The following is a 17351-nucleotide window of genomic DNA, read 5'->3' as shown; positions in this document are numbered from 1 at the left end:
GCTTTGGGTCGGTAGCAGACATAAGCGGTCGCTTCGTCAAGCGGTGCCGCGGACCTTGCGGGGAGGTGCAGGTTGCTCCGGCACGCTGGACTCGTAGGCGGCGAGCAGGTGGCGGTCGTCGACGTTCCACGGGTGGAAGCCCGGCAGGAAGAAGCTGAGCCAGGCGCCGGCGATCTTGCGGAACATGCCGGGTTTTAGCCACAGGTAAGACAGCAGCTTCGCCCAGGCTTTTGCCCCGGTGACGCCGTCTTGGCGCATCAGCTCCAGCGCTCCGGCGGTGCGGTCGACGACGAAATGCTGGGTGATGATCAGCATGATCTTCGCCTTCAGGCTCCAACGCTTCCAGCGGCTCCAGCCTGTCGTGGCGTGCAGCCAGGTGTCGTAGGCGACGCCCTTGTGCTCGATCTCCTCGCAAGCGTGCCAGCGCCACAGGTCGGCGGTTTCCCTTTCGGCGCCTTCGAGGTGCCTGGAATTGGCGAGAAGCTCGTGGGCGAGGATCGCGGTGAAATGCTCGAGCGCCATCGTCGCCGCGAGGCTGACGATCGCCGGACGGTCGCGGGTCAGCGCGAGGCGCTCGTCGACCTTCGCCTCCAGCTTCGACAGGTCGTAGCCGGACTCGGCGGCGCGGCGATTGAAGGCCTCGTGCTCGCGGCTGTGGATCGCTTCCTGCGTGGTGAAGGCCCTGATCTCTTCCGCGAGGCGCGGCGGCGTGCCTTGGCGGAACTGGCGAACGCTTTCGACGAAAAAGGCCTCCCCGGCCGGGAAGGTCGTGGACAGCGCGTTGTAGATCGCAGTCGCTTCGACGCTGCCGCCGTGCCACAGGCGCGGAGCTGTCCTTTCGCGGCCGAAGCGGCGATCACGAGGGGTGATGCGGAGATCTTCCGGTGCGTTCAGAGTCGTCGTAGCCATGAGGGAAACATAGGTTTACTGACATCCATGTCAATAAAGCGGACACGACTTGGCCCGGAAGAGAGCCGATCCAACGCGCTGGCTGCGGCGCGGCGTCTGCTGCTGGAGAGCGGTCCGCAGGCCGTGACACTGAAGGCCGTGGCTGCCGAGGTCGGGCGGACGCACGCGAACCTGCTCCATCACTTCGGTTCGGCGGCGGCGCTGCAGGCGGAACTTGCGCGATCGATCGCCGAGCGGGTGAACGGGACGATCGCCGAGGCGGTGGAGCGCGCGCGTGCCGGTGAAGCGGACGTACGCGAGATCGTCGACGGAACCTTCGACGCGTTCGGCAAGGAAGGCGCCGGAGCGCTTGCCGCCTGGATGATCCTTTCGGGCAACCGCGATGCGCTGAACCCGGTGCTGGAGTCGCTGCACGGGCTGGTGGCGCAGCTGAGCGCCGGCCACGACGAGGAGCGGGTCGCGGAGAACACGCTGGCGCTGGCGCTGTCTGCGCTCGGAGACTCGCTGCTGGGCGGGGAGATCGCCGAGTCGCTTGGGCTGCCCCGCGATGCAGCGCGCGAGCTTGCAGCGGAGCGGCTCCGGCAGCGGATCGCCAGCACCGGCGGACATTGACCGTTCACATGGCCAGAAGCATAATTGCTGCAGAGATGAAGACCTTGCTTGCCTCGACCACTGTCCGCGCCGCTTCGGCTGCGACGGTACGCTATTATTATACCGGGGAGGCCCCGACGAGCTGACGCGCACCTGACGCACCGCTCACCGGCCTCCGACCCGCCAGCGCCAGCTCGGCGGGTTTTTTAGTGCTTGAGAAAGGACCCGAGATGTTGACCGAGTTAGACGCCAGCGCCCGACGGCACGCTCCAGCAGCGGGCTGGCAGGGCTATGTCGTCCCGCAGGGCTGGGACTCGTTCACGGCCGAGGACCATGCGGTCTGGGACCTGCTGTTCGCGCGTCAGGTGGAGTTGCTCGGCAGTCGGGTGGTGTCAGAGTTCCTCGACGGCATCGACCTGTTGCGGCTGTCGCATCCGGGCATTCCGGAGCTTGGCGAGCTGAACGCGATCCTGGAGCCGCGGACCGGCTGGCGGACGGTTGCTGTTCCCGGGCTGGTGCCGGACGACGCGTTCTTCGCGATGCTGACTGAGCGCGTGTTCCCGGTCGGCAATTTCATTCGCAAGCGGGCGCAGCTCGACTATCTCGAAGCGCCGGACTGCTTCCACGACCTGTTCGGGCATATCCCGATGCTCGCCCATCACGAGTTCGCCGAGATGGTCGAGCATGTCGGGCGGCTCGGGACGGCGGCGATCGCTGCCGGCGAAGGGCACCGGATGGCGCGCATCTACTGGCACAGCGTCGAGTTCGGGCTGGCGCAGGAACATGGCGAGCTGAAGATTCTGGGCGCGGGTCTCGCGTCCAGCTTCGGGGAGGCGCACTTCAGCCTCGAGAGCAACACCGTCGAGCGGCTGCCGTTCTTCGCGGCGAAGGCAGTGAACACGCCCTACAAGCATGACGCCTTCCAGCCGCGGTATCTTGTCTCGGAGTCGCTGAACTCGACCATTGCCGAGGTGCTGGCGTTGACGCCCGAGGAGTTGCTGGCACTGTAAGCGGCGGACGCTATACCCGCGCCGATGGCCGAACCTTCGACCAAGGGCGAGTATCGCAGCGGGCACGATCCGCGCACCCTCCGCGATGCGCTCGGCTGCTTCGCGACCGGAGTGACGGTGGTGACTGCTCTCGATGAGGGCGAGCGGCCGGTCGGGCTGACGGTCAATAGCTTTACGTCCGTGTCGCTGGAGCCTCCGCTGTTGCTGGTCTGCATCCACAAGCAGGCGACAAGCTGCGAGGCGCTAGTGAACGCCGCCAGCTTTGGCATCAACGTCCTTCAGACCGGCCAACAGCCGGCTTCGATGACCTTTTCGACGCGCGTCGAGGACCGGTTCGGAACCACGCCCTGGTCGTGCGGCGAGGGCGGCGCCCCGATCCTGGGCGATTCACTGTGCGTGTTCGAGTGCGAACGCTACGCGGTGTACGACGGCGGCGACCATCACATCCTGGTTGGCCAAGTGGTCAAGGCCAGCTTCGACGCCAGCCTCGATCCGCTGCTCTATTTCCGCGGGCGGTACCGCCGGCTTCACTTCGACTAGTCGACGATCAGGTCTTCCGGGCGCTTGGTGAAGCGGCGGACGACGATCACGATCACTCCGCCGACGAGCAATCCGGCGATCGCACCGGCGAGCGCGCCGACGAGCCAGTTCACCAGTCCTCCGAAGATGCCTGAAGCGGCGCCGGCATCGTGGGCGAAATCGTGCACCGCGTGGGTGACGGCTCCGGCGATGTGCATCTCCTCAAGCCCGTGCAGCAGGATGCCGCCGCCGACCCACAGCATTGCCGCAGTGCCGATTGCCGACAGCGCGGTCAGCAGCTTCGGAACGCCACGCACGAGCGCCTCGCCGACCGCGCGCCGGGCGCGGCTGCCGCGCAGCGTCATGTGCAAGCCGATATCGTCGAGCTTCACGATGAGCGCGACGACCCCGTAGACGCCAGCCGTGATCGCGAGGGCGACAACGACCAGGGCAAGTGCGGTCGTCAGCAGCGTCAGATGCTCGAGGCTCGCGAGCGCGATGGCCATGATCTCGGCGGAAAGGATGAAGTCGGTGCGGATGGCGCCCTTCACCTGCATCTTCTCGAGCTCGGCGGGGTCGACCATGGTGTCCACGAGCTGCTCTTCATGCTCATGCTCGTGAAGCAGCTTCTCGAAAATCTTCTCGGTCGCCTCGAAAGCGAGATAGCCGCCGCCGATCATCAGCAGCGGCGTTGTGAGGAACGGAGCGAAGGCGGTCAGCAAAAGCGCTGCCGGGAGCAGGAACAGGATCTTGTTGCGGATGGAGCCCAAGGCGATCTTGCCGATGATCGGCAGCTCCCGCTCCGGAGCGAGGCCGACCACGTAGCGCGGGGTTACGGCCGTATCGTCAATGACGACCCCCGCAGCCTTGGCGCTGGCCGTGCCGGCGGCCGCCGCCACGTCGTCGAGCGACGCCGCGGCGAGCTTTGCCATGGTTGCGATATCGTCGAGGAGAGCTAGCAGACCACCGGACATTGGGCCCGTTAGGCGAACTTGCCCTTGGCAGGCAATTCGCGCAGTGCGCGGCCATGTTGAGCCTGGATTTCGTCAGAGCCAATCGCGAGGCCGTCGAGCGCGCGATCATGGTCAAGAACGTCGATGTGGACCTTGGTGCGCTCCTGACGCTCGATGCCGAGGTGCGCGCCGCCAAGGCGGAGATCGAGCAGCTTCGCGCCGAACGGAACGCCGTCAGCGCAAAGTTCAAGGACGCTTCGCCACACGAGAAGGCGGAGCTTGGGCGGCAGGCGAAGGAAGCCGGCGCGCGAGCGTCCGCGCTCGAAGGCGAACTTGCCGGGCGCGAGGCGGAGCTAAAGGCGCTGCAACTGAAGCTGCCGGGACTTCCGTACGGGGGCGCTCCGGTCGGGCCGGACGAGAGCTTCAACACCGTCATCCGCACCGAAGGCGAGCCGCGGAAGTTCGATTTCGAGCCGCTCGACCATGTGGCGCTGATCGAGAAGAACGACTGGGCCGAGCTGTCGCGGGTGACGCAGGTCTCGGGGTCGCGGACCTATTGCCTGAAGGGACGGCTGGCGCTGCTCGAGACCAAGCTGATGGGCTGGGCGCTGGAGCGGATCGCGGGCGCGGGGTTCACGCCGATTACGGTGCCGGCAATCGCGCGCGAGCAGGCTTTCCTGAACCAGGGGCAGTTCCCGGGCCATCGCGAGGAGACCTACCAGCTTCCGAACGACGACGTGTGGCTGGCCGGGACCGCCGAGGTGGTGCTGACCTCGCTTCATTCGGGCGAGATCATCGAGGGCGACAAGCTGCCGGTGCTCTATGCCGGTTATTCGCCCTGTTTCCGCCGCGAGGCAGGCAGCGCCGGCAAGGACGTGCGCGGCCTTTTACGCGTCCACCAGTTCGTCAAGGTCGAGCAATATGTGATCTGCGAGGCGGACGACGCGCAGTCGGCCGAGTGGCACGCGCGGCTGCTCGGGCTGGCCGAGGACCTGCTGCAGGCGATGGAGATCCCCTATCAGGTGATCGAGACGTCGACCGGCGACATGGGGCTGGGCAAGTACCGGATGAACGACATCGAGAGCTGGGTCCCGACGCTTGGGAAGTATCGCGAGACGCACAGTTGCTCGACGTTGCACGACTGGCAGGCGCGGCGGGCGAACATCCGTTACCGCGGCAGCGACGGGAAGGTGCGGTTCGCGCACACGCTGAACAACACGGCACTCGCTTCCCCACGCATCCTGGTGCCGCTGCTTGAAAATCATCAGACGGCGGACGGGCGGGTGCGGCTGCCCAAGGCGCTGCAGGAACTGATGGGAAGCGAATATCTCTAGGCCCGATACACCGCGGTTCACCGGCGACGACAAGCCGCCCCCGGCGTGGCGTCGCTATGCCGAAGCGGGCTCGCTGTTCGGGCGCTTCTGGCACGGCTTCGGCGACCTTGGCCCCCGCGGGCCCGAGGACGGACCGCCGGCGCTGGTGATCCCCGGCTTCCTGGCCACCGACCGCACCTGCATGGAGCTTCGGCGCTCGCTCGCGCGGCGGGGGTGGCGTACCTATCCATGGGACCTGGGGCTCAACAAAGGCGCTCATATCGACGTTCTCCGGCACCTGCGGCAGCGGCTGGAGGCGCTTTACGACGGTCGTCCGGTGCTGCTGGTCGGGTGGAGCCTTGGGGGCCTGTTCTCCCGCGAGCTGGCGCGCGAGGTGCCGGAGATGGTTCGCGCCGTCGTGACGCTGGGTTCACCCTTTTCGGGCGATCCGCATCAGAACAATGTGTGGCGGCTGTACGAGTGGGTGACGGGCCATCCGGTCCATTCGCCGCCTGTCCCGCATCATGCGGACAAGCCGGCTGTTCCAACGCTGGCGATCTGGTCGAAGAAGGACGGCATCGTCGCGAAGCGCGCCGCGCGCGGTCTCGACGGCGAGCGCGACAAGGAAGTCGAGATCGGCTGCGGACACATGGCCTTCGGCATTTCGCGTCGGGCGACGCAGCGGGTGGGGCGCGAAATTGGCATCTTCCTGCACGAAACCGAGGGCCGCTCGCCGACCTGATTTGGCGCTGCCGAGTCGCGCCATTGACTCCCGGGGCTGAGTCGCGGGACAAGAACAAAAGCAGAACAGAAACGTTGTGAGTCGTGTGTCAGGAGGCTTGTCCCTGGTCACCGGCGGAGCTGTCTCCGGACGCTCCGGGCCGGCCGAGACACGCCCGCTTCCGGATGGAGCGGGCGAACGATGGACTCTGCCCCGGCCGGCCCAGCCGACCCTGTCCGAGCTGTTCGCCGCACATCCGCGCGATGGGGGATGCGCCGGATTCCTGTTGGCGCAGGTGCAGACTGACAGGCCGGTGCTGTGGGTGCAGGACCGGATGGCGATCCTGGAGAGCGGCCGGATCTATCCGCCGGGGTTGCCAAGCCGCGACCTCATCCACGTCGAGGCGCGCGATGCCCGCGACGCCTTGTGGGCAATGGAGGAAGGGCTGAGATGCAGCGGCCTTTCCTGCGTCATCGGCGAGTTGTGGGGCGACCCGCGAGCGCTCGATTTTACCGCAACGCGGCGGCTGGCAGTCGCTGCGGAGCGGTCCGGCGTGGCCGCCTTTTTGATTCGGCTGGGCGGCCACGCCAACCTCAGCGGCGCCAGGATGCGTTGGCGGATCGCAAGCGCGCCGTCGTTGGCGAACCCGCTGGACCCGCGTGCTCCGGGAGCGCCGGCGTGGGACGCCGAGCTGTTCCGGGCGCGGGGAATGCCGCCGGGACGCTGGAGGCTCGCCCATGACGAGGCGTCGGACGCGGGTGCTTTCCATCTGGTTGCCGAAGGTGGCGATCGAGCGCTGGGCGAGGAGCGCCGACTGTCCGCCTGACAGCCCTGTCGTGCTCACCGTGGAAGGCACTCACGGGCCGATCATCCATGCCGTGACGCCCGCTGCCGCCGAGCGTGGGGCACGTGCCGGTGCCCGGCTGACCGACGCGCGGGCGCTCGATCCGGCGCTGGTCGCGGTCCCGGCGGATCCGGAGGGCGATGCGGCGCTGGTGCAGCGGCTTGCGAAATGGGCCGGGCGCTGGTCGCCGCTGGTCGAGGTCGACGGGCCGGACGGGCTGCGGCTCGACATCGGCGGAGTCGCGCATCTGTTCGGCGACGAACGCGGGCTGGTTGCCGATGTGCGGGCGCGGTTTGCCGCGCTCGGCCTGACGGTGCGGGTGGCGGTGGCGCCGAGTGCCGCAGCGGCTTGGGCGCTTGCTCATCATGCGCCGGGCATTTGCGACGCTGAGGAAGCGGAAGCCCGGCTCTCACCCCTGCACGTCTCGGCGCTGCGCCTCGACGGCGACACCGTTCGGACGCTCGACCGGTTGGGCCTGAAGACCATCGGTTCGCTGATCGGGGTGCCCCGGCTGGGGCTGGCGCGGCGGTTCCGGGGAGCGGCGGACGTCGTCGATGCGCTCGACCGGGCGCTCGGCCGCAAGCCCGAACCGCTGACGGCAGCGCCCACCGATCCGCCGCCGCGCGCCGCGCTGCGGCTGGAGGAACCGGTGACGCACGTCGAAGCGCCGGGCCAGGCGCTGGAACGGCTGATCCCGGAGATCGTCCGCCAGCTGCAGGAGCGGCGCCTCGGCGCGCGGCGGCTGGCGTTGCATGGCTTCCGGGTCGACGGCAGCGTTGCGACGGCGTCGGTCTCGGCCACGATTGCCAGCCGCGAGCCGAAACATCTTGAGCGCCTGCTCGGCGAACCGGCGGCGGCGCTCGACCCGGAGTTCGGTTTCGACGCGTTCGTCCTGGTGGCCGACTGGACCGAAGAGCTGGGCGCGGGACAGGAGAGCCTGGTCGAGGAGCCGGGCGGCGAGCGTGAGCTGGCGCGGCTGGTCGATCGGCTGACGGTAAAGCTTGGCGTGCGAGCGGTGCGGCGGCCGAAGAGGCACGAGAGCCATTTGCCCGAGCGGGCGAGCGGCTGGGTGGCGGCGGTTGCTTCGACATCTTCCCCTGACGAAGGCGAGCTTAAGCTTTGCCCGCAACGTCTGCTCGACCGGGCGGAAGCGATCGACGTGATCTACGCGACGCCGGAAGGCATGCCGCGCCGCTTCCGGTGGCGGCGGACGATGCATGACATTGCGCGGGTCGAAGGGCCGGAGCGCATCGCGCCGGAATGGTGGCGGCAGCCGTCGTCGGCGCGGCTTCGCGATTACTACCGCGTCGAGGATGCCGAAGGGCGCCGCTACTGGATCTACCGGGAGGGCCTGATCGGCGACGGGCGCGGCGGGGTCCCCAACTGGTTCATCCATGGCCTGTTCGGATGAACATATTTGAAAAGGCGCTCGGCTGATGCCCGAGCAACCGAGCTTTTCACGGCTCAAGCTGGTGCGGCAGGCGGACATGCCACCGGCGCCGACCACGCCGTCGCCTTATGTCGAGCTTGGGGTCACGTCGCCCTTCTCGTTCCTGCGCGGGGCGTCGGACGCGATCGAGCTGGTGCTGACGGCGCTGCCGCTTGGCTATGACGCGATCGGGATTGCCGACCGCAACACTCTGAGCGGCGTCGTGCGGATGCACAGCGCCTGCACAGGGGCCGGGATCAAGCCGCTGATCGGCTGCCGCCTCGACCTGACGGATGCGCCGTCGCTGCTCGCCTATCCGGTCGACCGCGACGGCTACGGGTGGTTGTCGCGGCTGCTGAGCCTGGGGAAGATGCGGTCGCCGAAGGGCGAGTGCGCGATCAGCCTTGCCGATGTCGCAGCGCACAGCGAGGGCGGCGCCTTCATCGCCTGGCCGCCGGACGATCTCGACGCGTTCGCAGAAGATCTGCCGAGATTGCGCGACGCACTGCCGTCGCTGCGCCATGTCGCCGCAAGCTGGCTGTATCGCGGCAACGACAGCACCCGCATCGAGCGGCTGGACCGCATAGCCCGACGGCAAGGTTGCACGATCCTGGCGACCAACGACGTCCATTATCATGCGCCCGACCGCCGACCGCTGCAGGACGTCGTCACCTGCATCCGCGAGAAGACGACGATCGCCAGTGCGGGATACCTGCTCAACCCGAATGCCGAGCGGCATCTGAAGCCGCCGGACGAGATGGTTCGGCTGTTCGCGCGCTGGCCGCACGCAATTTCCGCGACGCGGGAGTTCGCCGACGCGCTGCACTTCAGCCTCGACGAGCTGCGCTACGAATACCCTCGGGAAACGGTGCCGGACGGGCGGACTCCGCAGCAGCATCTGGAGCATCTGACCTGGGCCGGCGCGCACGACCGCTGGGGCGAGCGCGTGCCCTACAAGGTGCTGACGCAGCTCAACCATGAGCTGCAGCTGATCGAGAAACTCGACTTCGCTCGATATTTCCTGACCGTTCACGAGATCGTCGCGTTCGCGCGCAGCCTCGATCCGCCGATCCTGTGCCAGGGGCGCGGGTCGGCGGCGAACAGCGCCGTTTGCTATTGCCTGGGCATCACTGCGGTCGATCCGGCGACCAGCGACCTGTTGTTCGAGCGCTTCATCTCCGAAGAGCGCAAGGAGCCGCCCGACATCGACGTCGATTTCGAACATGAGCGCCGCGAGGAGGTGATCCAACACATCTACGCCAAGTACGGCCGCGAGCGGGCCGGAATTGCCGCAACGGTGATCCACTATCGGCCGCGCTCGGCGATCCGCGAGGTCGGCAAGGTCATGGGCCTCAGCGAGGACGTGTGCGGGGCCCTCGCGTCGACGGTCTGGGGCAGCATGGACGCCGAGGTGGAGGACGCCCGCGCGAACGACGCCGGGCTGGACCTGTCCGACCCGCACCTGAGGCGGACGATGAAGCTGGCCGAGCAGCTGGTCGGCATGCCGCGACACCTGTCGCAGCATGTCGGTGGCTTCATCCTGACCGAGCGGCCGCTCACCGAGACGGTGCCGATCGGCAATGGCGCGATGGACGACCGCACCTTCATCGAATGGGACAAGGACGACATCGAGGAGCTCGGCATCCTCAAGATCGACGTGCTGGCGCTGGGGATGCTGACCTGCATCCGCAAATGCTTCGACCTGGTGCGGCTTCACCATGGCGAGGACTGGAACCTGGCGACGGTCCCGCAGGAGGTGCCCGAGGTCTACGACATGCTGTGCCGCGGGGATTCGCTCGGCGTGTTCCAGGTCGAGAGCCGGGCGCAGATGAACATGCTGCCGAGACTGAAGCCGCGCTGCTTCTACGACCTGGTGATCGAGGTGGCGATCGTCCGGCCCGGGCCGATCCAGGGCGACATGGTCCACCCGTACCTCAAGCGACGGTCGGGCAAGGAGCCGGTGACCTTCCCCTGCCCCGACCCGGCGCATGGCGAGCCGGACGAGCTCGAGCGGATCCTCGGGCGGACGCTCGGCGTGCCGATCTTCCAGGAGCAGGCGATGAAGATCGCGCTCGATGCCGCGAAGTTCTCGTCCGAAGAGGCAAACCAGCTTCGCAAGGCGATGGCGACGTTCCGGTCGAAGGGGAAGATCGAGACGCTTCAGGAGAAGATGGTCGGCCGCATGGTGACGCGCGGCTACGATCCCGAGTTCGCCCAGCGCTGCTTCGACCAGATCAAGGGCTTCGGCGAATATGGCTTCCCCGAAAGCCACGCGGCGAGCTTCGCGCACCTGGTCTACGTGTCGAGCTGGCTGCGGTGGCGATATCCGGCGGCGTTCGCCTGCGCGCTTCTGAACTCGCAGCCGATGGGCTTCTACGCGCCCGCCCAGATCGTCCGCGACGCGCGCGAGCACGGGGTGGAGGTGCGCGAGGTGGATGTGAACCTGAGCGGGTGGGATTGCACGCTGGAGAGCGGCGCATTGCGGCTTGGCCTGCGACAGATCGACGGGCTGCACCGCGAGGCGGCGGAGCGGCTCGTCGGGGGGCGACCTTATGCCTCGGTCGAACAGCTACGCAGCCGTGGCGCTGTGCCGGTGCATGCGATCCAGCGGCTTGCGGCGGCGGATGCGTTCCGGTCGATGGGGCTCGACCGGCGGGAGGCGCTGTGGGACTCGCGCGCACTCAAACCGGCGCCGGACCTGCCGCTGTTCGCGGCTGCCGAGGCACGCGACGAGGGCGCGGAAGCCGAGCCTGCGCAGCTGCCGGCGATGCCGCTCAGCGAGCATGTCGTGAACGACTACCAGACCATCCGCCTCAGCCTGAAGGCGCACCCGATGCGCTTCCTTCGCGAGCATTATGCGGGACAAAAGTTCATTACTGCCGAGCAGCTCAAGACCATCCGCGACAGCAGGCGCGTGTCGATCGCCGGGCTGGTCCTGATCCGCCAGCGACCGGGCAGCGCCAAAGGCGTGGTGTTCATCACCATCGAGGACGAGACCGGCGTGGCTAACCTGGTGATCTGGCCTGACGTGTTCGAGAAGCAGCGCAAGATCGTCATGGGCGCGCGGCTGATGGCGGTGCATGGAATGATCCAACGCGACGAGGACGATGGCGTGATCCATGTCGTCGCGCGGCGGCTGGAGGACCATAGCCACCTGTTGCGGCGGTTGAGCGAGGAGGCGCTGCCCTCCACCCTCTCGCAGGGCGATGCTCCGGGGAGTTGGCGGCCGCCGTCGGCAGTCCATCCGCGCGACGTCGAGATCATCCCGAAGAGTCGCGACTTCCACTGATCGGTTCATGAGTCCGCAAGCTGAGCGTGCCAATTCGGCCACAAAATCCGGCTAGACTCATGAGTATGAAACAGATTCTCGCCAAAGCCGCAGTCGCACTCGTCATTGCAGCGATACCCTTCGCGGCGTCCGCGCAGGCCGCCATCGAGGGGCGTTGGGTCAACCCCAAGGGCAGTGTCGTCGTCCGCGTCGCGCCGTGCGGGAACTCATTCTGCGGCACGGTCGTGAAGGCCTCGCCCAAGGCGCAGGCGACGGCCCGCAACGGCGGCACGCCCCACCTGATCGGCACGCAGATCCTGAGCGGCCTCCGCCCCGCCGGGCAAGGCACGTTCAAGGGCCAGGTGTTCGACCCAAAGCGCAACATCCGCGCGCCCGCAACCATCCGAATCGTCGGCCCGGACGCGATTACGGTGCGCGGCTGCGCCATCGGCGGGATGCTGCTGTGCAAGGAACAGCGCTGGACGCGCGCCGGCTAGGCCTGCCTCACCGTTGGTGCGTGATGAGCATCAGGTAAAGCAGCAGGCCCATCACGCCAATCACGATCAGGAACAGCACCGCGAGCGGCAGGCACACGCCGACTTCGTTGTCGTGCCGCCAGGCCAGCCACAACAGGGCCAGAGCCGCGGCAATCGCGAGGCCGCGCGGGCCGAACAGGTACCCGGCGGCGGGAAGGGCGATTGCACAAGCGACGACCGAGACGATGACCCGCGTTGCCCGGGCCCTGGCGATCACCTGATCTCGCCACCGCCCAGCAGGGCAGGCGTGCCGATCTCTCCGGCCAGCACCGCCGACTGAAGTGCGGCAAGCTCACTTGCCCAGTAGCGGTCCGACGTGAATCCGGGAGACAGCGCGCGCACCTTGCGATGCACGGAGCGGAGCGCGGGCGAGGTCTTGAGTGGCCGATGGTGGTCGACGCCTTGAGCGGCAGCGATCAACTCCACCGCAATCACTCCGGCTACATTGTTGGCGATCGTGCCCGCTTTTCGCGCGGCAATCGGCGCCATTGACACATGGTCTTCCTGGCCGGCCGAGGTCGGGATGGAATCGACGCTTGCCGGGAAGGCCAGGCTCTTGTTCTCGCTGACCAAGGCGGCGGCGGTGACCTGCGGGATCATCAGGCCCGAGTTCACGCCCGAATCCTGCGTCAGGAAAGCGGGCAATCCGCTCATCTTGGGGTCGATCAGGACGGCCGTGCGCCGCTCGGACAAGGAGCCGGCCTCGCACAGCGCCATGGCGATGATGTCGGCGGCGAAGGCAACTGGCTGGGCGTGGAAATTGCCGCCGGAGATGGTCGAGTCCTCGTCCGGGAAGACGACCGGGTTGTCAGTCACCGCCGCTGCTTCGATGGTCAGCGTCCGCGCAGCATGTTCCAGCAGGTCGAGCGCTGAGCCCATCACCTGCGGCTGGCAGCGGAAGCTGTAAGGGTCCTGCACCTTGGGGCAGTCCGTCTCGTGACTACAGAGGATGCCGCTGCCTTCGAGGAGGCCGCGAATCGCCGCAGCGACGCGGATCTGCCCCGGCTGCCCGCGCAACTCAGACACGTACGGGTGGAACGGCTTGGCCGAGCCCTTGAGCGCGTCCGTGGACATTGCCCCCGCCGCAAGTGCCGCGGCGAAGACACGCTCGCCCCGGAACAGCGCATCGAGCGCGATCGCGGTGCTCGCCTGCGTACCATTGATGAGAGCGAGACCTTCCTTCGGCCCGAGCTGCAGCGGTGCGATGCCGAGGTGAGTTAGGGCAGCGGTTGCCGTCATCACGGCACCGGCGACGTCGATCGACCCGTATCCCATCAGCGCCGCGGTCATATGCGCGAGGGGCGCGAGGTCGCCGGAGGCGCCGACGCTGCCCTGCGCCGGGATCAGCGGCATCGCATCATGATCGAGCAAGGCCTGGAGACCGTCGATCACGTCTCGCCGCACACCCGAGTGGCCGCGCCCGAGGCCGACAAGCTTCAGCACGATCATCAGCCGCGTGATGTGGCGCGGCAGCGGGTCGCCGAGACCGGCGCTGTGCGAGAGGATGAGGTTGGTCTGCAGCTCGGCCAGGCGGTGCGGCGGGATGCGGGTGTTTGCGAGGATGCCGAAGCCGGTGTTGACGCCGTAGACAGTGCCGCCGCCGGCGACGATGCGCTCGACCGACGCTGCGGCCTGATCGATCCGCCGCAGCGAAGCGTCGTCGAGCCGGGCGGCCGCACCGCTCCACAGCTTACGCAGGTCCGCGAGGGTGACGTTCTGCGGGTTCAGCTTCATCGGCCGTTGATCATCGGGAGGTCGAGCCCCTGCTCGCGCGCGCAATCGACTGCAATCTCGTAGCCGGCATCTGCGTGGCGCATGACGCCGGTCGCCGGGTCATTCCACAGGACGCGCTCCAGTCGGCGTTCAGCGTCGTCGGTGCCGTCGGCAACGATCACCATCCCGGCGTGCTGCGAATAGCCCATGCCGACACCGCCGCCGTGGTGGAGCGACACCCAGGTCGCGCCGGACGCAGTGTTCAGCAGGGCGTTCAGCAGCGGCCAGTCGCTGACCACGTCGCTCCCGTCCTTCATGCTTTCGGTTTCGCGGTTCGGCGATGCGACGCTGCCGCTGTCGAGGTGGTCGCGGCCGATGACGATCGGCGCCGAGACCTCGCCGTTGCGCACCATCTCGTTTAACGCCAGGCCGAGCCGGTGCCGCTGCCCGAGGCCGACCCAGCAGATGCGTGCGGGCAACCCCTGGAACGCGATCCGCTCACGCGCCATGTCGAGCCAGCGGTGCAGGTGCGCATCGTCGGGGATCAGCTCCTTTACGCGCTGGTCGGTCCGGTAGATGTCCTCGGGATCGCCGCTGAGCGCGACCCAGCGGAACGGGCCGATGCCGCGACAGAACAGCGGCCGGACGTAAGCGGGGACGAAGCCCGGGAAGTCGAAGGCGTGGGTGACGCCGGTGTCCTTGGCTTGCTGGCGGATATTGTTGCCATAGTCGAACACTGGCACGCCCATGTCCTTGAACGACAGCATCGCCTCGACATGGCGCGCGATCGAGATGCGGGCGGCGTGAGCGACCGCTTCGGGGTCGCGCTCGCGCATCTCCTGCCACTTGGCGACGCTCCAGCCTGCCGGGCAATAGCCGTTGGCAGGATCATGGGCGCTGGTCTGGTCGGTCAGCGCGTCGGGGCGGACACCGCGAGCGAGCATCTCCGGCACGATCTCGGCGGCGTTGCCGAGCAGGCCAACGCTGGTCGGCTCGGTCGCGGTGCGGATGATCTCCAGCGCCTCGTCGATGCTGGTCGCGCGGCGGTCGAGGTACCGGGTCTCGAGGCGTTTCTCGATGCGGCTTTCCTGGACTTCGATGGCGATGCAGTGAGCGCCGGCCATCACGGCGGCGAGCGGCTGTGCGCCGCCCATCCCGCCGAGACCGGCGGTGAGGATCCACTTGCCGCGAAGATCGCCGCCGAAATGCTGGCGCCCCATCTCGGCGAAGGTCTCGTAGGTGCCTTGGACGATGCCCTGCGTGCCGATGTAGATCCAGCTGCCGGCGGTCATCTGGCCGTACATCATGAGCCCGGCCCGATCGAGCTGGTTGAAGGTCTCCCAGTTCGCCCACTTGGGCACGATGTTGGAGTTGGCGATCAGGACGCGCGGTGCGTCCTTGTGGGTGCGGAACACGCCGACGGGCTTGCCGGACTGGACGAGCAGCGTCTGGTCTTCGTCCAAGCGCTCAAGTGTTTCGACGATCTTGTCGAAGCATTCCCAATTACGCGCTGCACGGCCGATCCCGCCATAGACGACGAGGCTCTGCGGATCCTCGGCAACTTCGTCGTCGAGGTTGTTCATCAGCATCCGGACCGCCGCTTCGGCTGCCCAGCTTCTTGCCTTGATGTCGGTACCGCGGCGGGCGCGGATATGGCGTGAATTGTCGCGTTTGTCGGTCATGCGAGGTTTGCTCTAGCGGCTGGAACGTCGCGACCCAAGTGGACGCCATCGGTCCACCCAAACGAGCGCCAGACCAGCAAGGATGAACGCCATCGCAATGCCGCCTGCGTTCAGCGTCACCTGCACCCAGCCGAGGTGGCCGACGTCGATGAACGGGTAGGGGTATCTGCCGTCCACGCGTCCGCGCGCCAGCACGTAGGCAAGATAGACGAACGGATAGACGCACCACCATATAGGCGCGCTCCACTTGAGCTGTGCGCGCGGGGCAAACAGCAGCCACCAAAGCGCCATCAGCACCGGCGTGATCTTGTGGAGCAAAGTGTCGGCAAGCAGCGCGGCGCCTTCAAGGTTCTGCAGTCCCTGCAGCAGCGTGAAATAGACGACGCCAACCAGGAGGATGGCGAGCGTCAGGCCGCCGAGAAGCGAAGCGGAGAGGCGCGCGCCGGTCGCCACCCAGGTCATGCAAAGTGCGACTGCGAGGTTGGTGATGACGGTGAAGAAGCGGAGCAGGATCCAGAGCGTTGCGGCCACATCGGGCGTTCCGGCGTAGGTTGCCGAGAACTGCACGGCCAGGCCGGCCCAGCAGGCGATCGCGACGATTGCCGCAGCGATCCTACGCATCCAACCCCGCGAAAATCCGCCGTCCGGGCCCAGGCAGCCCGATCCAGTAGGAGAGCTCGGACAGGCTTTCGATCTGCCAGACGCAGAGGTCCGCCTGCTTGCCTGGAGCAAGGCTGCCAATGCTGTGCGCCAGGCCGAGCGCGCGGGCGGCGTTGATGGTCATCCCGGCGAGCGCCTCCTCCGGGGTTAGGCCGAAGAGGGTGCAGGCCATGTTGATGGCCAGCGTCGGTGACAGCAGCGGCGACGTGCCCGGGTTGCAGTCGGTGGCAACCGCCATCGGCACCCTGTGCTTGCGAAGCAAAGCGATCGGCGGCTTACGTTCCTCCTGCAGCGCATAGAAGGCCCCAGGTAGAAGCACCGCGACGGTGCCGGCCGACGCCATTGCCTTGGCACCCGTGTCATCCAGATGTTCAAGGTGGTCGGCCGATAGCGCGCGATACTCGGCGGCGAGCGCGGCGCCCTTCTGGTTGGACAATTGCTCGGCATGCAGCCGGACGCGGAGGCCGTGGTGGGCAGCCGCCTTGAACAGCCGCTCCACCTCCTCGGGAGTAAACGCGATCGTGTCGCAGAAAGCGTCGACGCTTGTCGCGAGACCCTGCTTTGCAGCTTCCGGGATCAGCTTGTCGACGATCTCGCTTACGTAATGCGCGCGGCGGTCGCGCTGGTCGGCTGGGAGTGCATGGAGCGCGAGCAGGGTCGGCACGATCCGGACCGCCTCGCCTTCCCCCAGCTTGCTCGCAAGCTTCAGCAGGCGGAGCTCGCTCTTGCGATCGAGCCCGTAGCCGGACTTCACCTCAACCGTCGTGCAGCCGCCGCGCATGAGCGAATGCAACCGGCGACGGCTCTGGTCCAGCAGGTCGTCGTCCGTTGCCGCCGCAGTCTTGGCGACCGTGGACGTGATCCCGCCGCCCGCCTTGGCGATCTCCTCGTAGCTCGCGCCCGCGCGGCGCATGGCGTGCTCGTCGGCGCGCGTGCCGCCAAAGACGAGGTGCGTGTGGCAGTCGATCAGGCCCGGCGTGACCCAGGCGCCGGCGAGCGCATCGACCTTGGCAGCGCGATAGCCCGCGAGTTCCGTCCGGCGGCCAACGCGCACTACCTTGCGGTCGGCGATGCCGATCGCGCCATTTTCGACGATGCCAAGCGGATTGCCCGGCGCGGGCTGCAGCGTCGCGATGTTGCAGTCGACGAGCAGCCGGTCCCACATGCCCGATGGGCTTTAGGGGCGAGGCGGTGTAGCGTCAA

General features: G+C 67.5%; 16 protein-coding genes. 9 read left to right on the top strand and 7 right to left on the bottom strand.

Going from position 1 to position 17351, the window contains the following annotated elements:
• Window positions 1-36: 36 nt before the first annotated feature.
• A complete protein-coding gene (locus tag ACUXST_RS05930) occupies window positions 37-909 on the bottom strand; it encodes a metal-dependent hydrolase (RefSeq protein ID WP_458389051.1) in 873 nt (290 codons plus the stop codon).
• A 27-nt stretch (window positions 910-936) separates the two neighbouring features.
• Here ACUXST_RS05930 and ACUXST_RS05925 point away from each other — a divergent pair, with 27 nt between their 5' ends.
• From ACUXST_RS05925 to ACUXST_RS05915, 3 genes are all read left to right on the top strand, one after another.
• Window positions 937-1521, top strand: a complete 585-nt coding sequence (locus ACUXST_RS05925) for a TetR/AcrR family transcriptional regulator (RefSeq protein ID WP_458389050.1) — start codon at window positions 937-939, stop codon at window positions 1519-1521.
• Between the two features lie 209 nt (window positions 1522-1730).
• A complete protein-coding gene (locus ACUXST_RS05920; RefSeq protein WP_458389049.1) occupies window positions 1731-2510 on the top strand; it encodes a phenylalanine 4-monooxygenase in 780 nt (259 codons plus the stop codon).
• A 24-nt stretch (window positions 2511-2534) separates the two neighbouring features.
• Window positions 2535-3050, top strand: a complete 516-nt coding sequence (locus ACUXST_RS05915) for a flavin reductase family protein (protein ID WP_458389048.1) — start codon at window positions 2535-2537, stop codon at window positions 3048-3050.
• On the opposite strand, the gene ACUXST_RS05910 is transcribed toward ACUXST_RS05915, so the two are convergent.
• Complete coding sequence (locus ACUXST_RS05910; RefSeq protein ID WP_458389047.1) at window positions 3047-4003, bottom strand: DUF808 domain-containing protein; 957 nt, start codon at window positions 4001-4003, stop codon at window positions 3047-3049. The genes ACUXST_RS05915 and ACUXST_RS05910 overlap by 4 nt on opposite strands.
• A 53-nt stretch (window positions 4004-4056) precedes the next feature.
• Here ACUXST_RS05910 and serS point away from each other — a divergent pair, with 53 nt between their 5' ends.
• The 6 genes from serS (at window position 4057) to ACUXST_RS05880 (ending at window position 12054) form a co-directional block, all read left to right on the top strand.
• A complete protein-coding gene (gene serS, locus ACUXST_RS05905; protein ID WP_458389046.1) occupies window positions 4057-5316 on the top strand; it encodes a serine--tRNA ligase in 1260 nt (419 codons plus the stop codon).
• A 145-nt stretch (window positions 5317-5461) separates the two neighbouring features.
• Window positions 5462-6037 carry an esterase/lipase family protein gene (locus ACUXST_RS05900; RefSeq protein ID WP_458389045.1) on the top strand — a complete coding sequence of 192 codons (576 nt, stop codon included), beginning with the start codon at window positions 5462-5464 and terminating at the stop codon, window positions 6035-6037.
• Window positions 6038-6134: 97 nt separating this feature from the next.
• Complete coding sequence (locus tag ACUXST_RS05895; RefSeq protein ID WP_458389044.1) at window positions 6135-6842, top strand: ImuA family protein; 708 nt, start codon at window positions 6135-6137, stop codon at window positions 6840-6842.
• Complete coding sequence (locus ACUXST_RS05890; protein WP_458389043.1) at window positions 6754-8271, top strand: Y-family DNA polymerase; 1518 nt, start codon at window positions 6754-6756, stop codon at window positions 8269-8271. Before ACUXST_RS05895 ends, ACUXST_RS05890 begins: the two co-directional genes overlap by 89 nt.
• A 76-nt stretch (window positions 8272-8347) precedes the next feature.
• Entirely contained in the window at window positions 8348-11578 is a 3231-nt protein-coding gene (locus ACUXST_RS05885) for an error-prone DNA polymerase (RefSeq protein WP_458389545.1), read from the top strand.
• Between the two features lie 65 nt (window positions 11579-11643).
• Entirely contained in the window at window positions 11644-12054 is a 411-nt protein-coding gene (locus tag ACUXST_RS05880) for a DUF2147 domain-containing protein (RefSeq protein WP_458389042.1), read from the top strand.
• A gap of 7 nt (window positions 12055-12061) precedes the next feature.
• On the opposite strand, the gene ACUXST_RS05875 is transcribed toward ACUXST_RS05880, so the two are convergent.
• Genes ACUXST_RS05875 through hutI form a run of 5 tightly spaced genes read right to left on the bottom strand, consistent with a single transcriptional unit; the run spans window position 12062 to window position 17313 of the window.
• Window positions 12062-12310, bottom strand: coding sequence for a hypothetical protein (locus ACUXST_RS05875; protein WP_458389041.1), 249 nt, complete (start codon window positions 12308-12310; stop codon window positions 12062-12064).
• Window positions 12307-13827 carry a histidine ammonia-lyase gene (hutH, locus tag ACUXST_RS05870; protein ID WP_458389040.1) on the bottom strand — a complete coding sequence of 507 codons (1521 nt, stop codon included), beginning with the start codon at window positions 13825-13827 and terminating at the stop codon, window positions 12307-12309. The genes ACUXST_RS05875 and hutH overlap by 4 nt, the downstream gene beginning before the upstream one ends.
• Window positions 13824-15488: a urocanate hydratase gene (hutU, locus tag ACUXST_RS05865; protein ID WP_458389039.1), complete on the bottom strand. Its 1665-nt coding sequence runs from the start codon at window positions 15486-15488 to the stop codon at window positions 13824-13826. The genes hutH and hutU overlap by 4 nt, the downstream gene beginning before the upstream one ends.
• 12 nt (window positions 15489-15500) lie before the next feature.
• The gene (locus ACUXST_RS05860) at window positions 15501-16109 is read right to left on the bottom strand and encodes a Pr6Pr family membrane protein (RefSeq protein WP_458389038.1); all 609 of its coding nucleotides are present in this window, start codon (window positions 16107-16109) and stop codon (window positions 15501-15503) included.
• Window positions 16102-17313 carry an imidazolonepropionase gene (hutI, locus tag ACUXST_RS05855; protein WP_458389037.1) on the bottom strand — a complete coding sequence of 404 codons (1212 nt, stop codon included), beginning with the start codon at window positions 17311-17313 and terminating at the stop codon, window positions 16102-16104. Before hutI ends, ACUXST_RS05860 begins: the two co-directional genes overlap by 8 nt.
• Window positions 17314-17351: the final 38 nt, after the last annotated feature.

This window comes from Sphingomonas sp. F9_3S_D5_B_2 (assembly GCF_054263715.1).
The sequence above is the reverse complement of the archived record's forward strand: the minus strand, read 5'-3'. Positions and strand labels throughout refer to the sequence as shown.

Coding starts and splice junctions, on each gene's coding strand:
- ACUXST_RS05930 (WP_458389051.1), bottom strand. CDS start 909: ATGGCTACGACGACTCTGAACGCACCGGAAGATCTCCGCATCACCCCT.
- ACUXST_RS05925 (WP_458389050.1), top strand. CDS start 937: ATGTCAATAAAGCGGACACGACTTGGCCCGGAAGAGAGCCGATCCAAC.
- ACUXST_RS05920 (WP_458389049.1), top strand. CDS start 1,731: ATGTTGACCGAGTTAGACGCCAGCGCCCGACGGCACGCTCCAGCAGCG.
- ACUXST_RS05915 (WP_458389048.1), top strand. CDS start 2,535: ATGGCCGAACCTTCGACCAAGGGCGAGTATCGCAGCGGGCACGATCCG.
- ACUXST_RS05910 (WP_458389047.1), bottom strand. CDS start 4,003: ATGTCCGGTGGTCTGCTAGCTCTCCTCGACGATATCGCAACCATGGCA.
- serS (WP_458389046.1), top strand. CDS start 4,057: ATGTTGAGCCTGGATTTCGTCAGAGCCAATCGCGAGGCCGTCGAGCGC.
- ACUXST_RS05890 (WP_458389043.1), top strand. CDS start 6,754: ATGACGAGGCGTCGGACGCGGGTGCTTTCCATCTGGTTGCCGAAGGTG.
- ACUXST_RS05885 (WP_458389545.1), top strand. CDS start 8,348: ATGCCACCGGCGCCGACCACGCCGTCGCCTTATGTCGAGCTTGGGGTC.
- ACUXST_RS05880 (WP_458389042.1), top strand. CDS start 11,644: ATGAAACAGATTCTCGCCAAAGCCGCAGTCGCACTCGTCATTGCAGCG.
- hutH (WP_458389040.1), bottom strand. CDS start 13,827: ATGAAGCTGAACCCGCAGAACGTCACCCTCGCGGACCTGCGTAAGCTG.
- hutU (WP_458389039.1), bottom strand. CDS start 15,488: ATGACCGACAAACGCGACAATTCACGCCATATCCGCGCCCGCCGCGGT.
- ACUXST_RS05860 (WP_458389038.1), bottom strand. CDS start 16,109: ATGCGTAGGATCGCTGCGGCAATCGTCGCGATCGCCTGCTGGGCCGGC.
- hutI (WP_458389037.1), bottom strand. CDS start 17,313: ATGTGGGACCGGCTGCTCGTCGACTGCAACATCGCGACGCTGCAGCCC.